Annotated in this window: 14 protein-coding genes; 6 read left to right on the top strand and 8 right to left on the bottom strand. The window is 71.0% G+C overall.

All coding sequences use genetic code 11. From position 1 onward, the window contains the following. Positions 1 to 13 precede the first annotated feature (13 nt). From chvE to ACIP79_RS15555, 4 genes are all read right to left on the bottom strand, one after another. On the bottom strand, positions 14 to 1,126 hold the full coding sequence (chvE, locus tag ACIP79_RS15570) for a multiple monosaccharide ABC transporter substrate-binding protein (RefSeq protein ID WP_383684010.1): 1,113 nt from the start codon (positions 1,124 to 1,126) through the stop codon (positions 14 to 16). A 142-nt stretch (positions 1,127 to 1,268) separates the two neighbouring features. Next, entirely contained in the window at positions 1,269 to 2,237 is a 969-nt protein-coding gene (locus ACIP79_RS15565) for a hypothetical protein (RefSeq protein ID WP_401223347.1), read from the bottom strand. A 163-nt stretch (positions 2,238 to 2,400) separates the two neighbouring features. Next, positions 2,401 to 3,405, bottom strand: coding sequence for a zinc-binding dehydrogenase (locus tag ACIP79_RS15560; RefSeq protein ID WP_401223345.1), 1,005 nt, complete (start codon positions 3,403 to 3,405; stop codon positions 2,401 to 2,403). Then, positions 3,402 to 4,559 (bottom strand): mandelate racemase/muconate lactonizing enzyme family protein, encoded by a 1,158-nt coding sequence (locus ACIP79_RS15555; protein WP_383684005.1) that lies wholly within the window; start codon positions 4,557 to 4,559, stop codon positions 3,402 to 3,404. Before ACIP79_RS15555 ends, ACIP79_RS15560 begins: the two co-directional genes overlap by 4 nt. Before the next feature lie 264 nt (positions 4,560 to 4,823). Between ACIP79_RS15555 and ACIP79_RS15550 the strand changes: the two genes are divergently transcribed. Beyond that, complete coding sequence (locus ACIP79_RS15550; protein WP_401223343.1) at positions 4,824 to 5,516, top strand: hypothetical protein; 693 nt, start codon at positions 4,824 to 4,826, stop codon at positions 5,514 to 5,516. Positions 5,517 to 5,727: 211 nt separating this feature from the next. Here ACIP79_RS15550 and ACIP79_RS15545 read toward each other — a convergent pair whose 3' ends face one another. Further along, positions 5,728 to 6,162, bottom strand: a complete 435-nt coding sequence (locus ACIP79_RS15545) for a MarR family winged helix-turn-helix transcriptional regulator (RefSeq protein WP_401223342.1) — start codon at positions 6,160 to 6,162, stop codon at positions 5,728 to 5,730. 91 nt (positions 6,163 to 6,253) lie between these two features. Here ACIP79_RS15545 and ACIP79_RS15540 point away from each other — a divergent pair, with 91 nt between their 5' ends. Then, positions 6,254 to 7,276 (top strand): NADP-dependent oxidoreductase, encoded by a 1,023-nt coding sequence (locus ACIP79_RS15540; RefSeq protein ID WP_401223340.1) that lies wholly within the window; start codon positions 6,254 to 6,256, stop codon positions 7,274 to 7,276. 105 nt (positions 7,277 to 7,381) lie between these two features. Further along, a complete protein-coding gene (locus ACIP79_RS15535; protein WP_401223338.1) occupies positions 7,382 to 7,801 on the top strand; it encodes an organic hydroperoxide resistance protein in 420 nt (139 codons plus the stop codon). A gap of 71 nt (positions 7,802 to 7,872) precedes the next feature. On the opposite strand, the gene ACIP79_RS15530 is transcribed toward ACIP79_RS15535, so the two are convergent. Both ACIP79_RS15530 and ACIP79_RS15525 read right to left on the bottom strand, forming a co-directional pair. Further along, on the bottom strand, positions 7,873 to 10,410 hold the full coding sequence (locus tag ACIP79_RS15530) for a M14 family zinc carboxypeptidase (protein ID WP_401223336.1): 2,538 nt from the start codon (positions 10,408 to 10,410) through the stop codon (positions 7,873 to 7,875). A 222-nt stretch (positions 10,411 to 10,632) separates the two neighbouring features. Then, on the bottom strand, positions 10,633 to 11,361 hold the full coding sequence (locus tag ACIP79_RS15525; protein WP_383687037.1) for an SDR family oxidoreductase: 729 nt from the start codon (positions 11,359 to 11,361) through the stop codon (positions 10,633 to 10,635). Positions 11,362 to 11,515: 154 nt separating this feature from the next. On the opposite strand from ACIP79_RS15525, the gene ACIP79_RS15520 reads away from it, so the two are divergent. Beyond that, positions 11,516 to 11,992, top strand: a complete 477-nt coding sequence (locus ACIP79_RS15520) for an RrF2 family transcriptional regulator (RefSeq protein ID WP_401223450.1) — start codon at positions 11,516 to 11,518, stop codon at positions 11,990 to 11,992. 32 nt (positions 11,993 to 12,024) lie between these two features. Beyond that, positions 12,025 to 12,834 (top strand): EI24 domain-containing protein, encoded by an 810-nt coding sequence (locus ACIP79_RS15515; RefSeq protein ID WP_401223334.1) that lies wholly within the window; start codon positions 12,025 to 12,027, stop codon positions 12,832 to 12,834. Between the two features lie 149 nt (positions 12,835 to 12,983). Here the strand turns inward: ACIP79_RS15515 and ACIP79_RS15510 are convergent, their stop codons facing one another. Then, positions 12,984 to 14,234, bottom strand: a complete 1,251-nt coding sequence (locus ACIP79_RS15510) for a pyroglutamyl peptidase (protein ID WP_401223332.1) — start codon at positions 14,232 to 14,234, stop codon at positions 12,984 to 12,986. 236 nt (positions 14,235 to 14,470) lie between these two features. Between ACIP79_RS15510 and ACIP79_RS15505 the strand changes: the two genes are divergently transcribed. After that, positions 14,471 to 16,921, top strand: coding sequence for a beta-glucosidase (locus ACIP79_RS15505; protein WP_401223331.1), 2,451 nt, complete (start codon positions 14,471 to 14,473; stop codon positions 16,919 to 16,921). Positions 16,922 to 17,006 lie beyond the last annotated feature (85 nt).

Genomic DNA, 17,006 nt, shown 5'->3' with positions numbered 1-17,006 from the left:
TAGAGTGCGGCGGTTACTTGAGGTCGCTTTCCTTGATGTAACCGGAGTCGACGACGACCTTCTGGTAGTTGGCCTTGTCGACGCTCACCGGCACCAGCAGGAACGCGGGAACGACCTTCGCGCCGTTGTCGTACGTCTTGGTGTCGTTGGTCTCGGGCTTCTTGTCGTTGAGCACCGCGTCGACCATCTCCGAGGCCACCTTGGCCAGTTCACGGGTGTCCTTGTAGACGGTCATCGCCTGCTCGCCCGCGATGATCGACTTCACCGAGGCGACCTCGGCGTCCTGGCCGGTGACGACCGGCAGCGGCTTGCTCGCGGAGCCGTAACCGTCCGACTTCAGCGCCGAGATGATGCCGATGGAGATGCCGTCGTACGGCGAGAGCACCGCGTCGACCTTGCCGCTCTTGTACGAGGCGGTGAGGATGTCGTCCATGCGGCGCTGCGCGGTCGCGCCGTCCCAGCGCAGCGTGGTGACCTGGGTCAGCTTCGTCTGGCCGGACTTGACGACGAGCTTGCCCTCGTCGATGTACGGCTGGAGGACGGTCATCGCGCCCTGGAAGAAGTACCGGGTGTTGTTGTCGTCGTTCGAGCCCGCGAAGAGCTCCAGGTTGAACGGGCCCTTCTCGCTGCCGTCCTTCAGGCCGAGCTGCTCGACGATGTACGAGCCCTGGAGCTCGCCGACCTTCTCGTTGTCGAAGGAGGCGTAGTAGTCGACGTTCTTCGTGCCGAGGATCAGCCGGTCGTAGGAGATCACCGGGATGTCGGCGTCCTTGGCCTGCTGGAGCACGTTGTTCAGCGACTTGTTGTCGATCGCGGCGACGATCAGCGCGTCCACACCCTGCGTGATCATGTTCTCGATCTGCGAGACCTGCTGGTCCGGCTCGTCCTCGCCGAAGACCAGCTTGGTCTTGAAGCCCTTGGACTCCAGGTTCTTGACAACGTTCGCCCCGTCGGCGATCCAGCGCTCGGAGGACTTGGTGGGCATCGAGATCCCGATGGTGGCGTCCTTGGCGTCGCCCCCCTTGTCCTCGCTGCCGCCGTCACTGTCCTGCCCGCAGGCGGAGAGGGTGAGGGCGAGGGAAGCGGCTCCGGCTATGGCGGCGAGTGCGGCTCTGCGGTTACGCATGATCATCATCCTTGATGTGTGTGCCGGTTCGGTCAGGCGGTGCGAGGACGTTGTCCGAGGGGAGTACGAGGTACGACCGAGAAGAGGTGTGTGGGATTGTGTGCGGCTGCGTCGTCTTTTGTGAAGCGGTTGGCCCGGAACGTTATGAGGGCGTTTCGAACCGCACAAGTGCGCCCGGCAACCGCGAGCCCAGCGGCGCCATTTCGCCGTCCGCCCCGTGCCGCGCGAGCAGGTCCAGGGCGAGCCGGCCGCGCCGCACCCGCTCCCTGGCCGTGTTCAGGGTCAGGTCCCGCAGATGGTGTCCGTAGGGGTAGATCCCGGGGGACTTGGACAGGCCGAACTTCAGGTAGAGCGGTGCGCCGCGCCGGATCAGCTCGGCGACCTCGTACATCCGCACATACCCGCCGAGATCGTCGGGAGCCTCGATGTACATGTCCATGGGAGCGGCCGAAACCCGCCGGATCTCGGTGAGGTGATAGAGCGTCAGGTCGCTGGGCACGTTGAGGGAGTCCGCGCCGAGGTGCTCGTAGACGGCGTACGCGGCCGGGTTGACCGGGCCCACCAGCGCCGAGAGCTTGAGGGTCGTGTCGGCCGGGATGATCCCGGCCACGCGCGCCCTGTGCAGCGTCCACAGCACGCCCTCGTCGGCGACGAGCAGGCACTTCACGCCCAACTCCGTCGCCCTGATCGCGTCTTCGACGCATCCGGCGACCGCGTCGTGGCCCCGGGCGCGCAGTCCGGCGCCCCGTGAGTCGGAGCGCACCGAGCCGCCGATGTCCCAGGTGCCGCGCGGGCCGGTGAACAGGCAGAGCTCGATGTCGTGTTCGTCGGTGGCCTCGACCATCTCGGTGATCTCCGAGTCGGTCAGCATCCAGACGCCGCTGCCCTGGCTGATCCGGTGGATCGGCACATCGAGCCGCGAGGACTCCTTGAGGACCACGGCGAGCGCCTCGGGGCCCTCGACGGAGGGAACCTCGGTGCGCCAGCGGCCGCCTCCCGGGAAGGTGTGCGGCGAGGCGTCGGCGGGGGAGAGGGGCGGTGCGCCCAGGCCGAGCGCGGCGAGCGCCTGCTCGCCGGGTCGACGGGCTGCCGGAGGCGGGGCGTCGGTCACAAGCTGTCCTTCGCGTTCGTTGACTTGGAGTGCGTTCGACATCTCGAACGCGGTTCGTGTCGGTGGGTGTACGCCGGTACGGGAGTGGTCAGGCACCCCGTACCGGCGTACCGCTCAAGGGAGCGGAAGGATCTGGCTCATGGACGGTGGTGAACGAACGGGTTCATGGGCGTAGCAGGACCTTTCCGACCTTGGGATCGCCGGACCCCACCAGCTCGATGGCCTCGGCGAACTCGGCGAGCGGCAGCTCGTGGCTGACCATCGGCAGCGGGTCCAGGAGCCCGGCACCGAACACCCGCACCGCGTGCGCCCAGGCATCAGGGGGCGCCCCGAACACGGTGTGCACCTCCAGCTGCCGTACGACGAGATCGGTGGGGTCAAGACCCTCCGCGCCCGGCGCCGGAATACCCGTGAGGACAAGACGTCCGCCGCGCCTGAGCAGGGAGGCGGCGGTGCGCGCGGCGGACGCCGACCCGGCGGTTTCGACGACCACGTCGAAGTCGGCGGGCAGTTCCTGGTCCCTGGTACGGAAGTCGGTGGCGCCGAAGTCCCTGGAGAGCGCCGCGCGGTCGGGGCGGGTGCCGACGACCAGCAGCTCGGCCGGGGAGCCGGCCTTCAGGAACTGCACGGCGAACATCCCGAGCGTCCCGGTGCCCACGACCGCGACCCGTTCGCCGGGCAGCGCGTTGGCCTTGAGCGCGGCGGCCGCGATGCAGGCGGCGGGCTCCAGCAGCGCCGCCGCGGTCAAGTCGGCGTCGTCGGGCAGGACATGGAGAAGACGGGCGGGGAGGGTGAGGGTGGTGGCCATCGCGCCCGGCTGGGTGAAGCCGGTCTCCTCGTACCCCGCCGTGCACAGCGTGGTCTCGCCCGCGTGGCAGCGGTCGCACACCTGGCAGTTGCGGAAACCCTCGCCGACGACCTTACGGCCGACGAGAGCGGCCGGCACTCCCGCGCCGGCCTCCTGCACGGTCCCGGACCACTCGTGGCCGGGCGTGAGGGGGTAACGGACGTACCCCTCGGGCCGGTTGCCCTGGTAGACCTCGCGGTCGCTGCCGCAGATGCCGACCGCGTGCACGCGCACCAGCGCCTCGCCCGCCGCCGGCCGCCGGGGCTCGTGGCGGATCAGCCGGTGCTCGCCCGGCGCCGCGACGACGACCGCCGTACTCACTGCGACCCCTTGGGCTTGCGCTGCTCCCAGCCGTCCGCCCACAGGTCGAACCGGGCCTGCTGCTGCGGGAACTCGGCCGCGGCGTCGGTGTCGAGCTCGACACCGAGACCGGGCGCGTCCGAGAGGTGGAAGTAGCCGTCGACGACCTCCGGGGCACCCTTCACGACCTTCTTGATCTCCGCGTCCGCGAAGTCGTTGAAATGCTCCAGGATCTTGAAGTTCGGTGTGCTGAAGCCGACTTGGAGGGAGGCGGCGGTCAGGACGGGACCGCCCACGTTGTGCGGCGCCACCAGGACGTAGTGCGCCTCGGCGGTCGCGGCCAGCTTCCGGGTCTCCCAGATGCCCCCGATGTGACCGACGTCGGGCTGGATGATGTCCACGGCCTGGCTCTCGAAGAGCTCGCGGAACTCGACGCGGTCGTGGATCCGCTCACCGGTGGCGACCGGGATGTCCACCTTGGCCGCGACCTTCTCCAGCGCCTTCAGGTTCTCCGGCGGGACCGGCTCCTCCAGCCAGGCGGGCTTGAAGGGCGCGAGCTCGTGGGCGAGCCGGACGGCGGTCGAGGGCGAGAACCGGCCGTGCATCTCCAGCATCAGCTCGGTCTCGGGACCGATCGCGTCGCGCACGGCCTCGATCAGCGAGACGGAGTAGAGGGTGGCCGCGTGGTCGAGCTCGAAGTGGCCGGTGCCGAAGGGGTCGATCTTCAGCGCCCGGTAGCCGCGGGCCACGACCGCCTGTGCGGCCTTGTGGTAGGCCTCCGGGGTCCGCTCCGTGGTGTACCAGCCGTTGGCGTACGCCTTGACCTTGTCGGTGACCTTGCCGCCGAGCAGCTGCCAGACGGGGACGCCGAGCGCCTTGCCCTTGATGTCCCAGCACGCCATCTCGATGACGGCGATACCGGACATCACGATCTCGCCGGCCCGCCCGTAGTCGCCGTACTTCATCCGCCGGACGAGGTCCTCGACAGCGAACGGGTCGGAGCCGAGAATGTGGTTGGCCTCGGCCTCCCGCAGATATCCGATCAGCGCGTCGGTGTGGCCCAGCATGCGGGTCTCTCCGACTCCGGTCACACCCTCGTCGGTGTGCACCTGGACGTAGGTCAGGTTCCGCCAGGGTGTCCCGACCACGTGTGTGCTGATTCCCGTGATGCGCACGGCGATTGCCCCCTGTGCTCTTCGGCTCTGTTCGAAATTTCGTCACACGTTCGAAATGCTGGCGTGACACTAAGGAAGTGGCCCCGGGGGTGTCAATGGGTCGAACACATAACGGTTTCGACGCGATGGGCGCGGGATGCCCGGCGATGGCGCGGAATGTTCGGGGGCGTCCCCAACTGGCCGACCGGAACCGATGGTTCACTACACAACATTCACAGCCCCGACTAGGAACGGAACGTGCGGGGAACCTAGTCTTCCGGCGTCATGGACTACTGCCACCCGTGCCGCAGGCACCTCAATGGCGCCCTCGCATGCCCGGGGTGCGGTACACCAGCCGAGAAGGTCCGCGAGCACGCGGACGCCGTCGGATCACGCCCGGAGGCCGACGAGGACGTCGGTGAGACTCCCGAGGGCGACGACGCGCATCCCCGTGGGCGGCGGCGGGGGTCCGGTGCCGGGCCTGCCGGGCGGCGGGACCGGAAGGCCGCCGCGCACCGGAAGCGGCGGCGGGGGGCGTTGATAGCCGGGGCGGGGCTGTTGCTCGCCGCGGGTGGGCTGAGCCTTGCCGAGCTCGGTGTGGAGGGGCCGGGATCCAATCCGCAGGCCTCCACGGCGGACGAGTCGCCCGAGGGGGGTGCCGCGACTCCGGCCCGGACCGCTCTCCCGATCGACGACGCGGAGGGCTCTTCCGGTGCCGGCGCCTCCGCCTCCGGATCGCCGTCCGCCTCCTCATCGGCCTCGCCGTCGGCGTCGGTGTCCGCCTCCCCCTCCGACTCCGCGTCGAGCGACCCGCAGGACCAGTCGCCGTCCTCGACCCCCGACGCCACGACCTCGACCCCGGCCTCGCCGGACCCCACCACCTCCCAGCCCCCGAGCCCGGACCCCACCTCGGCGGACCCGACCCCGTCTCCTACGCCCTCGGAGACGTGCGCGCAGTTCCTGTGGTGGTGCTCGTAGGGGTTTCTTCGCCCCCTCCGCCCCTTCCCGTCCCGTTCCTGGGGGCTGCCGCCCCCAGACCCCCGCTTCGCGCTGACGCGCTCGTCCTCAAACGCCGGACGGGCTGAAAAACTTCAGCCCCTCCGGCGTTTGAGGAGCGGGGGTTCGGGGGCGGAGCCCCCGAGTACGGGACGGGCAGGGGCGGAGGGGGCGAAAAACGCCCTGCCCCCGGCTACGCCGAGAGCATCCGCTGGAGCAGCCCCCGCAAGGACAGCCGCTCCTCGCGGGAGAGCCCGGCCAGCGGCTCGCGGGCGAAGCGGAGGGAGTCGCGGAGGCCGCGAGCGACCCGCCGCCCCTCGTCCGTCGCCGCCGCCAGCTTGACCCGCCGATCGGTCGGATCGGGCCGCCGCTCGACCAGCCCCCGCACCTCCAGCCGATCCACGATCCCGGTGACGTTCGACGGCTCGCACTTGAGCTTCTGGGCAAGCCGCCGCATGGGAAGCGGCTCCAGCGACAACAGGCTCAGCAGCCGCGCCTGCGCCCCGGTCAACGCGTGCTCGGCGGCAGCCTCCTCGTACTCCTCGTGATACCGCGCCACCACCGTGCCGATGAGGTCGACGACCTCCAGCGTCAGCGGGTCGATACGGGGAGTCTTCTGCGTGGCCATGCGTTCAATGCTAACCGCTTACTTGACATCATGAAATATTCAAGAGCATGGTTGTTTCAGTTAGTGAAGTAGTTGAGAGAGGCGTACCCATATGACCGACACCCCCCAGCTCCCCGCCGTCAGCCGCGAGTGGACCCTCGTGAGCCGCCCGGTCGGCAGGCCGGTGCCCGCGGACTTCGCCCTGGTCGAGGCGGAGATCGAGCAGCCGGGCGAGGGCCAGGTGCTCGTGCGGAACAGTTACGTCTCCGTGGACCCGTACATGCGCGGCCGCATGAGCGACGCCAAGTCGTACGTCGCCCCCTACGAGCTGGGCAAGGTCATGCAGGGCGGCGCGGTCGGCGAGGTCGTCGTCTCCAACGCCGAGGGCATCGCGGCCGGCGACCACGTGCTGCACTTCTTCGGCTGGCGCGAGTACGCCGTGGTGGACGCCAAGCACGCCGTCAAGGTGGACCCGGACGCCGCGCCGCTGAGCACGTACCTCGGCGTGCTGGGCATGACCGGCCTCACCGCGTACGCCGGTCTGCTGCGCACCGCCTCCTTCAAGGAGGGCGACTCGGTGTTCGTGTCGGGCGCCGCGGGCGCCGTCGGCAGCCAGGTCGGCCAGATCGCCCGGCTCAAGGGCGCCTCGCGGGTCATCGGTTCGGCGGGCTCCGACGAGAAGGTCAAGCTCCTTCTCGACGAGTACGGCTTCGACGCCGCGTTCAACTACAAGAACGGCCCCGTGAACGCGCAGCTGCGCGAGGCCGCCCCCGACGGCGTCGACGTCTACTTCGACAACGTCGGCGGCGACCACCTGGAGGCCGCCATCGGCCGGCTCAACCGGGACGGCCGCATCGCCGTCTGCGGTGCGATCTCCGTCTACAACAACACCGAGCCCGCCCCCGGCCCGAAGAACCTCGCCCGCCTGATCCAGACCCGCGGCCGCATCGAGGGCTTCCTCGTCGGCGACCACTACGACCTCCAGTCGCAGTTCGTCCAGGAGGTCGGCCCCTGGGTCGCCTCGGGCGCGCTCAAGTACCGCGAGACGGTCGTCGAGGGCATCGAGAACAACCTGGAGGCGTTCTTCGGGGTCCTGCGCGGCGACAACATCGGAAAGATGATCGTCAAGCTCTGAGCGCCGCCCCGCCCTTCTGCTGGACTTCCGGCATCCGGTAACTTCTTTCCATAATCGTCGCGATCGTGGGCGCGAGTCGCGGCTGACCAAGGAGGAACGCACCGTATGTCCATCCAGCAGTCGGACGTCCTGTACACCGCCGTCGCCACCGCAGAGAACGGGCGCGACGGCCGGGTGACCACCGATGACGGCAAGATCGACGTCGTCCTCAACCCGCCCAAGGAGATGGGCGGAAGTGGTGTCGGCACCAATCCCGAGCAGCTCTTCGCCGCCGGGTACAGCGCCTGCTTCCAGGGCGCGCTCGGTGTCGTGGCCCGCCAGGAGAAGGCCGACATCTCCGGCTCGACCGTCACCGCGAAGGTCGGCATAGGCAAGAACGAGGACGGGTTCGGCCTCATCGTCGAGATCTCCGCCGCCGTTCCGAACGTGGACCCGGCGACGGCTCGGGCACTGCTCGAAAAGGCCCACCAGGTCTGCCCGTACTCGAAGGCGACACGCGGCAACATCACTGTGACGCTCGTCTGACGGCGGTCGATCCGTACGCCAGAGGCCGCACCCCGCGTCATGGGGTGCGGCCTCGCGGCATACGGACTTTGCTAGGAGACTGTCAGCAACGCCCTTCCCACCTGCGGGAACTGGCCCTTCGGATGGTCGCGGAAGAGCGGCTCGGTGCCGAAGAGGACCGCGTGCGGGCCGCTCACCACGGAGGCCTGGCCCGCGGCGGCCGTGGGCCCGGCCGTGCCGTCGGCCAGCGGACGCCAGTGCCCGGCGACCAGCGGATCACCCGTCGCGTACGACTGCTCCACGCGCACCCCGGGGCCGAGGTCGGTGAACCAGAGCGGCGCGTAGACGAAGCCGTGATCGGGGGCACCGGCGGTCACCGGGCCCGAACTCACCACCCGTACAACGCCGTTGGCGTCACCGTCGGCCGCCACCGGGCGCACCGGGAGCAGCCCTGTGGCGGCGTTGAGCGCCGCGCCGGCCGCTCCCCGCCCCACCAGGCCGTGGGTGCCCAGAAAGGCGCCGAGAGCGGCCCGTGCGGACGCGTTGAGCCCCGTGTGGCTGAGCCCCGACGACGCGAACAGCACATCCGCCGCCGACCAGTCGAAGCCGGCGTTGAGGATCGCCGTCGACACCGGCACCACGTCGAAGTTCATCTCGCGCAGCGCGAACAGCTCGCCCGGGGTGACGGCGGCGGCCACCCGGGTGTGGTGCAGCGGAGTGCCGCCGGTCGCCTTCGTCGCGTCGAAGGCGACGTCGTACTCGCGGGCCAGGGCGACCGCCCTCGCCCTCGCCGAACCCGGCACGAGCACACTGCCGTCGGCCGCCAGGCGCACCGGAACCCCCTGCTTCAGAAGGGAGTTGAGGGCCGCGATCTCCCGCGGGTCGTCGAGCCGGAGCCGCAGGGTGCCGCGCGGCGCGACGTACCCGACGCCGGCGGCCGCGTCGACGGGGCGCCGCGGGACGGCCGCCAGGCTGGTGCCGCCGCGCACGGGTGTGACCGTCACGCCCCACAGTCGGCCCAGGCTCCACCCCGAGATGTCGTACATGACCGACACCTTGTCGCTGATGTCCGTCCCGTCCGCCAGCAGCACGTTGGCCATGCCGCGCTTGGGCTGCCGCAGGTCGACGACGTAGCTGCCCTTCGGGTACGACCGTCCCGCGAGCCGGAAGGCCCCGGTCGCGCGGGTGACGCGGACGTCGTTGGCGAGCAGATGGTCGACCAGCCGGGCCGCGGCGGTCGCCGAACGCTGCGTCGCGCCCGCCGGAACGACGTACGCGCGCGGGAACTCGGTCGTGTAGACGTCCTCGGGCCCGATGCCCGGGACGCCGGGGACCGTCTCGGCGGAGACCGGCACCTGCGCCGCTCCCTCCGCGCCGCGCCGGAAGACCTCGATCTGGTCGGCGATCAGTGAACTCCGGTGCGTGCGGGCGAAGTCGAGGGTCGCGCGGACGGCCGCGTCCGCGACGTCGACGTTGACGGCGGCGCGCCGCCTCAACTCCGCCACCGGCAGCGACTCGTAGGCGGCGTTGTTCACCTGCAACGGGATCTCGACGGTGTGCGCGGCGACCGTGCCGTGGAAGGCCGCGTACTGCGGCGTGAAGATCGGCGGCCAGTCGTCCCAGCCCTCCTCCTGGTCGCGGAAGGGGATCTGCGCGGGCTCCACACCGTCCTCGGCGGGCGTGTAGCCAAGGCCGTTGACGGCGGCCTCCATGCCCAGGGCGTTGGCGTAGGTGTTCTTGAGGAAGAGGTCGTACTCGTAGTTCTCGCCGTGCGGCGGGGTCGTCGGCTCGATCAGCGTGCCGTTGACGTAGCCGTGCAGGTCGACCATGACCGCGGGCTGCTTGTCGATGCCGATCTGGCGGATCGCCCGGGACTCGGGCTGCGAGGCGGTGATGAAGTCCCGGTTCAGGTCGAAGCCGTTGGCGTTGGCCCGGGTTCCGGCGATCCGGCCGTCCGGGTTCGCGGTGATGTTGAAGTACAGCCGGTTGTGCGCGAGGAGGTCGGCGGTTCCGGCGTCCTTGGCCGTCGCGAGCCGCTCGACGGCCCTGAGGGCGGCGTCCGTGCCCTCCCACTCGTTGCCGTGGATGTTGTTGTTGAAGAAGACGGGCGTCTTGTAGGTCCTCTTCACCGCCGGGTCCTTGGCCGCCGCCCGCGGCGCGTTCTCGATCAGCTCGCGCATCCGTTCCTGCGCGCGGGTCTCGCGGGCCGACTCGGGCGCGGTGACGGTGACGAGGTAGAGCCGGTGGCCGCCCGCCGACTCGCCCGCGATCTCCACACTGACCCGGTCGCCCAGCCGTTGCAGGGCGTTCAGCTTCGGGGCGATCGCGTGGTACGGGGTGAGGCCCAGCTTGACGGACCTGTCGGCCGGGTTCTCCGGGTCCGGGGTGAGGACCTGTTCACGGGGATAGCCGGCCGTCGTGCCCGAGAGGTCGGTGACGGGGGCGGCGAGCGCGTTGCGGGCGGTGCTCGCGGAGTTCCTCGCGGCGCCGTTCCCCGCGGCGCCGTCCTGGGCCGATCCCTCGCGCACCGGGGGATCGCGGTCGGCGGTGGCGCTGTGCGGGACGAGCAGGAGCGAGCCGGTCGCCGTGACGACGACAGAGGCGGTCAGTACGGGTCTCGGTAGGCGCACGCTTCGTACCTCCTGAGTGATCCCCGGGGCCGGTCCTGTACCGGTCGGCACAGGACCGACCCGTACAGGACCGGTGGTCGGGTCGGTACGGCGAGGTGTACCTGTTCGACTCTCCCGCAACAAGAGGGCGTTGCCGTCCCGCACGCGGTCACCCCTCCGCGTGCGTCCGTACATCACCGGGCGCTGTCAACGCCCTGGCGGTGGCGGTGACTTCGGCGTGGCTCAGGAGAGCCAGTCGGCGTAGTGGGTGGGAGCGAGGTGGGCGTCCTTGTCGGTGAGGACGTCGCCCTTGACGGCGCCGAACATGCCCGCGGTGGGGTCGGTCACCACCGTGCGGCCGTCGGCCTTGTGGGCCAGGGTGATCCGGCCCAGCTCGTCCAGCGCGAAGATCTCGGGCCCGCCGATGTTGCGGATGCCCCCGATCGGGGCGCCCGCGGCGACCTCCGCGACCGCGTCGGCGACGTCCTTGGCGGCGATCGGCTGGATCGGCGTCGCGGGCAGCCGGACGGTGTCCCCGTCGGTGGTCCAGGACAGCACCGCCTCGATGAACTCCATGAACTGCGTCGCGCGGACGATCGAGTAGGGGATCGGTCCGGCCGCGAGGATCTCCTCCTGGAGCGCCTTCGCCTTGTAGTAGTCCAGTTCGGGGACCTGGTCCACGCCGACGATCGACAGGATGACGAAGTGACCGACGCCGGCCCGGTGGCCCGCGGCCAGCAGGTTCTCCATCGAGGTGCGGAAGAAGGCGGGGGAGGCCTCGTCGAAGGTCGGGGAGTTCGTCAGGTTGACGATGACGTCCGCGCCCGCCGCCGCGTCGTCGAGCCCCTGACCGCTGATGACGTCGACGCCGGTGGACTGCGAGTGCGGTACCGCCTCGTGCCCGGCCGCGTTCAGGTTCCTGACGACCTGCGAACCGATCAGTCCCGTACCGCCGATGACCGCGAACTTCATGGCATGCCCTTCGCTTGGGGATTATGTCCGCAATATGGCATATGAACGCCAGGGCGGCGCCGGGTGCGCCGAACTCGGACATCTTTCATCCGAGAATATACTCGGACATTCACTGTCCGAGTCAAGCGGGTCTGGTTACAGTGATCGGGTGAAGATGTCCGGCGGAGTCGAGTGGGCCCTGCATTGCTGCGTCGTCCTCACCTCGGTCGACGAGCCCGTCCCCGCCACGCGGCTGGCGGAACTGCACGACGTCTCGGCCAGCTATCTGGCCAAACAGCTCCAGGCGCTCTCCCGCGCCGGGCTGGTGCGCTCGGTGCAGGGCAAGGCGGGCGGCTACGTGCTCACCCGGGAGCCCGCCTCGATCACGGTGCTCGACGTCGTCGAGGCGGTCGACGGCCCCGCCCCGGCCTTCGCCTGCACGGAGATCCGCCAACGCGGCCCGCTGGCCTCCCCGGCCGAGTCCTGCACCGCGCCCTGCGCGATCGCCCGTGCGATGAACGGCGCGGACGAGGCCTGGCGAGCCGCGCTGCGCGCGGTGTCGATCGCCGATCTGGTCCGGAGCGTCGGCTCGGACTACGGCCCCGGCGCGATGGCCGGAATCGGCAGATGGCTGACCGCGACGGAGGCGTGAGGGCTCCGGGAGAACGAGGTTAAGGTTCCCCCATGCGTGACTTCGGGGTGGGCTTCAACTACTTGATAAAGGGCCAGCGATGGGTGGCCAGGCACGGGAAGCAGTACGGCTTCGGCCTGCTCCCGGGACTGATCACCCTCGTGGTGTACGCGGCGGCCCTCGTCGCCCTGGCCATATACGGCGACGACCTGATCGGCTGGGCGACCCCGTTCGCGGACGACTGGTCCAGCCCCTGGCGGGGAGCCTTCCGCGGCCTGCTCACCGCCGTCCTGTTCGCCCTCGCCCTGCTCCTGTCCGTCGTCACCTTCACGGCGGTCACCCTGCTCATCGGCCAGCCCTTCTACGAGAACCTCTCCGAGAAGGTCGACCGTGACGTATCCCCGGACGGCACGGCCCCCGAGTCGGGCCTGCCGCTCTGGCGGGAGCTGGGGATCTCGGCCCGCGACAGCCTGCGCATCGTCGTCAGGGCGGCTCTGTGGGGCCTGCTGCTCTTCGCCCTCGGCTTCATCCCGTTCGTCGGCCAGACGGCGGTCCCGGTGATCGGCTTCTTCGTCACCGGCTTCTTCCTCACCGAGGAGCTGACGGCGGTGGCCATGCAGCGCCGCCGGGTCGGCCTCCGCAAGCGCCTCGTCCTGCTCCGCTCCCGCAAGAGGCTGATCTGGGGCTTCGGCACCCCGCTGGCCGTCTCCTTCCTCGTCCCGTTCGTCGCCGTCTTCCTGATGCCCGGCGCGGTCGCGGGCGCCACCCTGATGGCCCGCGACCTGCTGGGCGAGGAGACGACGGAGGGCGAGCGGGGCGGCAGGGCCGCCGCGAACAGGCAGCGGTCGGCGACCCAGGGCTGAGCCACGCCCCCCGAGCGACACCCACCGCCCCCGGTCAGCCTCCGGGCCCCGCCCACCCCCGCCGCTCCCGGTCAGGCCCCGGGCCCTGGGCCCCGCCCACCGCCACCACTCCATCAGGCCCCAGGCCCCACCACCGGCCGCCGCTCCCGTCAGGCCCCCGCCTCCAGCGCCACCACCAGGATCGCCCGCACCTGGGCGATGATGTCCAGCCGGTTCCGTACGAACTCCGCGTCGGTGATCACCCCGGTCGCGGGATCCGTGTTGCCCGTGCCGAACTGGAGCACGGGCGTGTGCACATGCCCGCCCGGCAGACTGTCCTTCAGCCCGAGCCGGTCGCGCAGCAGCGTCGCGCGGTAGGCGATCTCGTTGGACAGGTAGTCCCCGCCGCCCCCGGCACGAGCCGTCGAACCAGGTGTAGGACCGTCCGGCCGTACGACCGCGGTGGTGCCGCCCGCCGGGATCTCGGTCACCGACGTGTTGTCGTACACCGGGAAGCGGCCCGTTTCGGCGGCGACGATCTCCGCGTACGGCAGGGTCGTCGACGTCCACTGCGGCTGCGAGGCCGGGTCGGTGACCGGCACGGTCCCGGTGACCGAGAGATTCCGGTTGTCCGCGAAGCCGCCGCGCCAGGCGCCGTTGGTCCGCTCCACGTCGAACCGGCCCACCCGGCCCTGGCTGACGGTCGTGAACAGGTCCACCCGGGGCAGCTTCGACCGCAGTGTCCGCTCCACCGTGCCCTCGGCGAAGTCCTCCCAGCGCACCGGGAACACGGCGGTCTCCACCCGCGCCGGACCGTCCGCGGTCCGGATCGTGGTGCCGTCCAGGGCGAGGGCATTGGCCCCGGACGGGTTGGAGATCCGCACGTCACGGTCCAGCGTGAACGGGTCGAAGCCGGTCACCAGCACCCGCTTCACGCCCTTGGCCCGCGGATAGCGGAGGTCGTCCTGACCGCGCGAGGACGCTTCCAACCTGGCGAGCAGCCTGTTCCGTTGGGCGTCGGTGAGTCCGAACTCCGGCGCCCACTGCCGTATTTCACGCGTCATGCCGAGCCGGGCCCAGTACAGCGGCCGGTCGTCGTCCCTGCTCAGGTCCCCGCCCGCCGGACCCCGGCCCTGCGCCCGGTCCACGGCCCGCCGCCACAACCGCGCACCCTGCTGCACGGCGGCCCGCTCGGCCCGCGCGTACGAGTCGGCCTTCTCCAGCGCCCGCGCGAACCGCGATGCCACGGCGTCGAATCCGGAGCGCCGCAGGATCTCCTGGGGCGCGGCCCTGTCGAGCCGCAGCTCCTCCACGGTGGGGGTCCCGGCGGCCGACGGGGCGGCGGAGGAGGTGGGCGCCGCCGAGAGCCCCGCCACCATCGCCAGTCCGAGTACGCCGATCCGAGTACGTATGTGATTCAAGGGAGTTCTGGCCTTCCGCCGCCGTGGGGTGTGCCGGACGGCGGCAGTATCCCGTGACGGACGGGGCGTACGCCATGGGGCGTGACGGAGGTGAGGGAGGTGACGGACGTGACGGAGATGGGGAGGCGGGGTTCCGGGGGACTCGCCAGGTGTTCTCCGGGTCTCTTCCCCTGGACAGGATTGAGACGCCGCGAGCCTGTCAAAGACTCCAGGGACTTCAACGTGGAGGTGCCGCCGTGCCGGAGACCGCGCAGAGCCCGTCCGACCGGGCCCGTGAGAGGGTCGTCGAGGCGGCGCTCGGCAGGCTCGGCCTCGACGCCAAGGCGCGTCTGCTGTCCGGGCAGGACATGTGGTCGCTGCCCGCGCTCCCGGAGATCGGGCTGGGCTCGCTGGTCATGTCCGACGGGCCGGTCGGTGTCCGCGGCGTCCGCTGGACCGTCGACGACCCCTCCGTCGCGCTGCCGTCCCCGACCGCGCTCGCCGCCACCTGGGACCCCGATCTCGCCCACCGCGCCGGGGTCCTGCTCGCCCAGGAGGCCCGCCGCAAGCAGGTTCACGTGCTGCTGGCGCCGACCGTGAACCTGCACCGCTCCCCGCTCGGCGGCCGGCACTTCGAGGCGTACAGCGAGGACCCGTATCTGACCGGCGTGATCGGCGGCGGCTATGTGCGGGGCGTCCAGTCCGGCGGCGTGGCCACCACCGTCAAGCACTTCGTCGCCAACGACGCCGAGACCGACCGCTTCACGGTGAACAACCTCGTCTCCGCGCGCGCCCTGCGCGAGCTCTACCTGGCTCCCTTCGAGGCCATCGTCGACAGCGCCCGCCCCTGGGGCGTCATGACCGCCTACAACTCGGTCAACGGCACGACCATGTCCGAACACGGCCACCTCGTGAACGGGATCCTGCGCGGCGAATGGGGCTTCGACGGCTTCAACGTCTCCGACTGGCGGGCCGCGCGCTCCACGTCCGCCGCCATCGAGGGCGGCCTCGACGTCGCCATGCCGGGCCCGCGCACCGTGTACGGCGAGCCGCTCGCCAAGGCGGTGCGGGACGGCCTGGTCGCGGAGGCCGCGGTCGACGCCGCCGTACGCAACGTCCTGCGCGTCGCCGCCCGCGTGGGCATCCTGGAGGGCGCCGAACCGGTCGTGTCCGAGCCGCCCGCCACCGTCGACGGCGAGTCGCTGGCCCGCGAGATCGCCCGCCGCTCCTTCGTGCTCGTCCGCAACGTCGTCCGCAACGAGAACGCGGTCCTGCCGCTCCACCCCGGCACGGTCGCGCTCAGCGGTGCGGCCGCCCGCGACGCCCGCGTCCTCGGCGGCGGCTCCGCCACCGTCTTCCCCGCCCGGATCGTCCCGCCCCTCGACGGCCTCACCGCGGCCCTTCCCGAGGGCAGCCTGACGTACGACGTCGGAGCCGACCCGAACGAGGAACTCGCCATCGCCGACAGGGGGTTCGAGCTCCGAGCCGTCTGCCGCGACGCGTCCGGCGACGTCATCGGCGAAGGCGCCGCCCCCAACGGCCACATCCAGTGGACGGGCAACGACCTCCCGGACGGCGTCACCCACGACGCCCTCCGCACCGTCGAACTGACCGGCACCTTCAATCCGCGTGACACCGGCACGCACACCTTCGGCATCAAGGGCCTGGGCGCGTTCACCCTCACCGTCGACGGCACCACGTACTACGACGACGTGCAGCGCACCGACGAGGACAGCCCCTTCCAGACCTTCTTCGGCGCCCCGGTGCCCCATGCCCTTGCCGAACTGACCGCGGGCCGGCCGGTGGAGGTGTCCCTCACCCACACGCTCGCCCGCGCCAAGGACAGCCCCGTCAAGATGATCGCCTTCACGCTCGCCCACCAGGAACCGCGCCGCGACGCCGACGAACTGATCGCGGAGGCCGTGGAGTCGGCCCGCGCCGCCGACACCGCCGTCGTCGTGGTCGCCACCACCGAACGCGTCGAGTCCGAGGGCTTCGACCGCGAGAACCTCCGCCTCCCGGGCCGCCAGGACGACCTGGTCCGCGCCGTGGCCGCCGCCAACCCGAACACCGTCGTGATCGTCAACTCCGGCTCCCCGGTGGAGCTCCCGTGGCGCGAGGAGGTCGCCGCCGTCCTGCTGAGCTGGTTCCCCGGCCAGGAGGGCGGCGCGGCCCTCGCGGACGTCCTCACCGGCGCCCACGAGCCCGGCGGGCGGCTGCCCACGACCTGGGGCTCCCTCGCGGCGGCCCCGGTCACCCGCGTGGCCCCGGAGGACGGTGAACTCCCGTACGCCGAGGACGTGTTCATCGGCTACCGGGCCTGGGAGAAAGCCGGCGCCACCCCCTCGTACGCCTTCGGGCACGGCCTCGGCTACACCGACTGGACCTACGAGTCGATCGAGACCGACGGCACGACGGCCACGATCCGGATCCGCAACAGCGGTGAGCGGGCCGGCCGCGAGGTCGTCCAGGTCTATCTGGCGCCCACCGAGCCGGACGGCGCCCGCCCCGCCCGGTGGCTCGCCGGGTTCGCCGGTGTGGAGGCGGGACCGGGCGAGAGCGCCGAGGCCGTGGTGGAACTCCCGCGCCGCGCCTTCGAGGTATGGGACGAGACGGCGAACTCGTGGGCGTTTGTGAAGGGTTCGTACGAGATCCAGGCAGGACGCTCGATCGCGGACCGCCGAGTCGCGTCGAGCATTACGGTCTGAGCCAGGCCGACCCGCCCTCCTGAGCAGCCCCGGTCCGGAACCTGACATCCGGGCCGGGGCTCGGCAAGCTTTTGGTCCCGCGGGC

Origin of the sequence: Streptomyces sp. NPDC088747 (genome assembly GCF_044751025.1) — a bacterium.
Lineage (GTDB): Bacteria > Actinomycetota > Actinomycetes > Streptomycetales > Streptomycetaceae > Streptomyces.
The sequence above is the reverse complement of the archived record's forward strand: the minus strand, read 5'-3'. Positions and strand labels throughout refer to the sequence as shown.

Bases quoted from the DNA above. Each gene is read 5' to 3' on its own strand.
- ACIP79_RS15525 (WP_383687037.1), bottom strand. From the start codon at position 11,361: ATGAAGTTCGCGGTCATCGGCGGTACGGGACTGATCGGTTCGCAGGTC.
- ACIP79_RS15535 (WP_401223338.1), top strand. From the start codon at position 7,382: ATGTCCATCCAGCAGTCGGACGTCCTGTACACCGCCGTCGCCACCGCA.
- ACIP79_RS15540 (WP_401223340.1), top strand. From the start codon at position 6,254: ATGACCGACACCCCCCAGCTCCCCGCCGTCAGCCGCGAGTGGACCCTC.
- chvE (WP_383684010.1), bottom strand. From the start codon at position 1,126: ATGCGTAACCGCAGAGCCGCACTCGCCGCCATAGCCGGAGCCGCTTCC.
- ACIP79_RS15545 (WP_401223342.1), bottom strand. From the start codon at position 6,162: ATGGCCACGCAGAAGACTCCCCGTATCGACCCGCTGACGCTGGAGGTC.
- ACIP79_RS15515 (WP_401223334.1), top strand. From the start codon at position 12,025: ATGCGTGACTTCGGGGTGGGCTTCAACTACTTGATAAAGGGCCAGCGA.
- ACIP79_RS15550 (WP_401223343.1), top strand. From the start codon at position 4,824: ATGGACTACTGCCACCCGTGCCGCAGGCACCTCAATGGCGCCCTCGCA.
- ACIP79_RS15520 (WP_401223450.1), top strand. From the start codon at position 11,516: ATGTCCGGCGGAGTCGAGTGGGCCCTGCATTGCTGCGTCGTCCTCACC.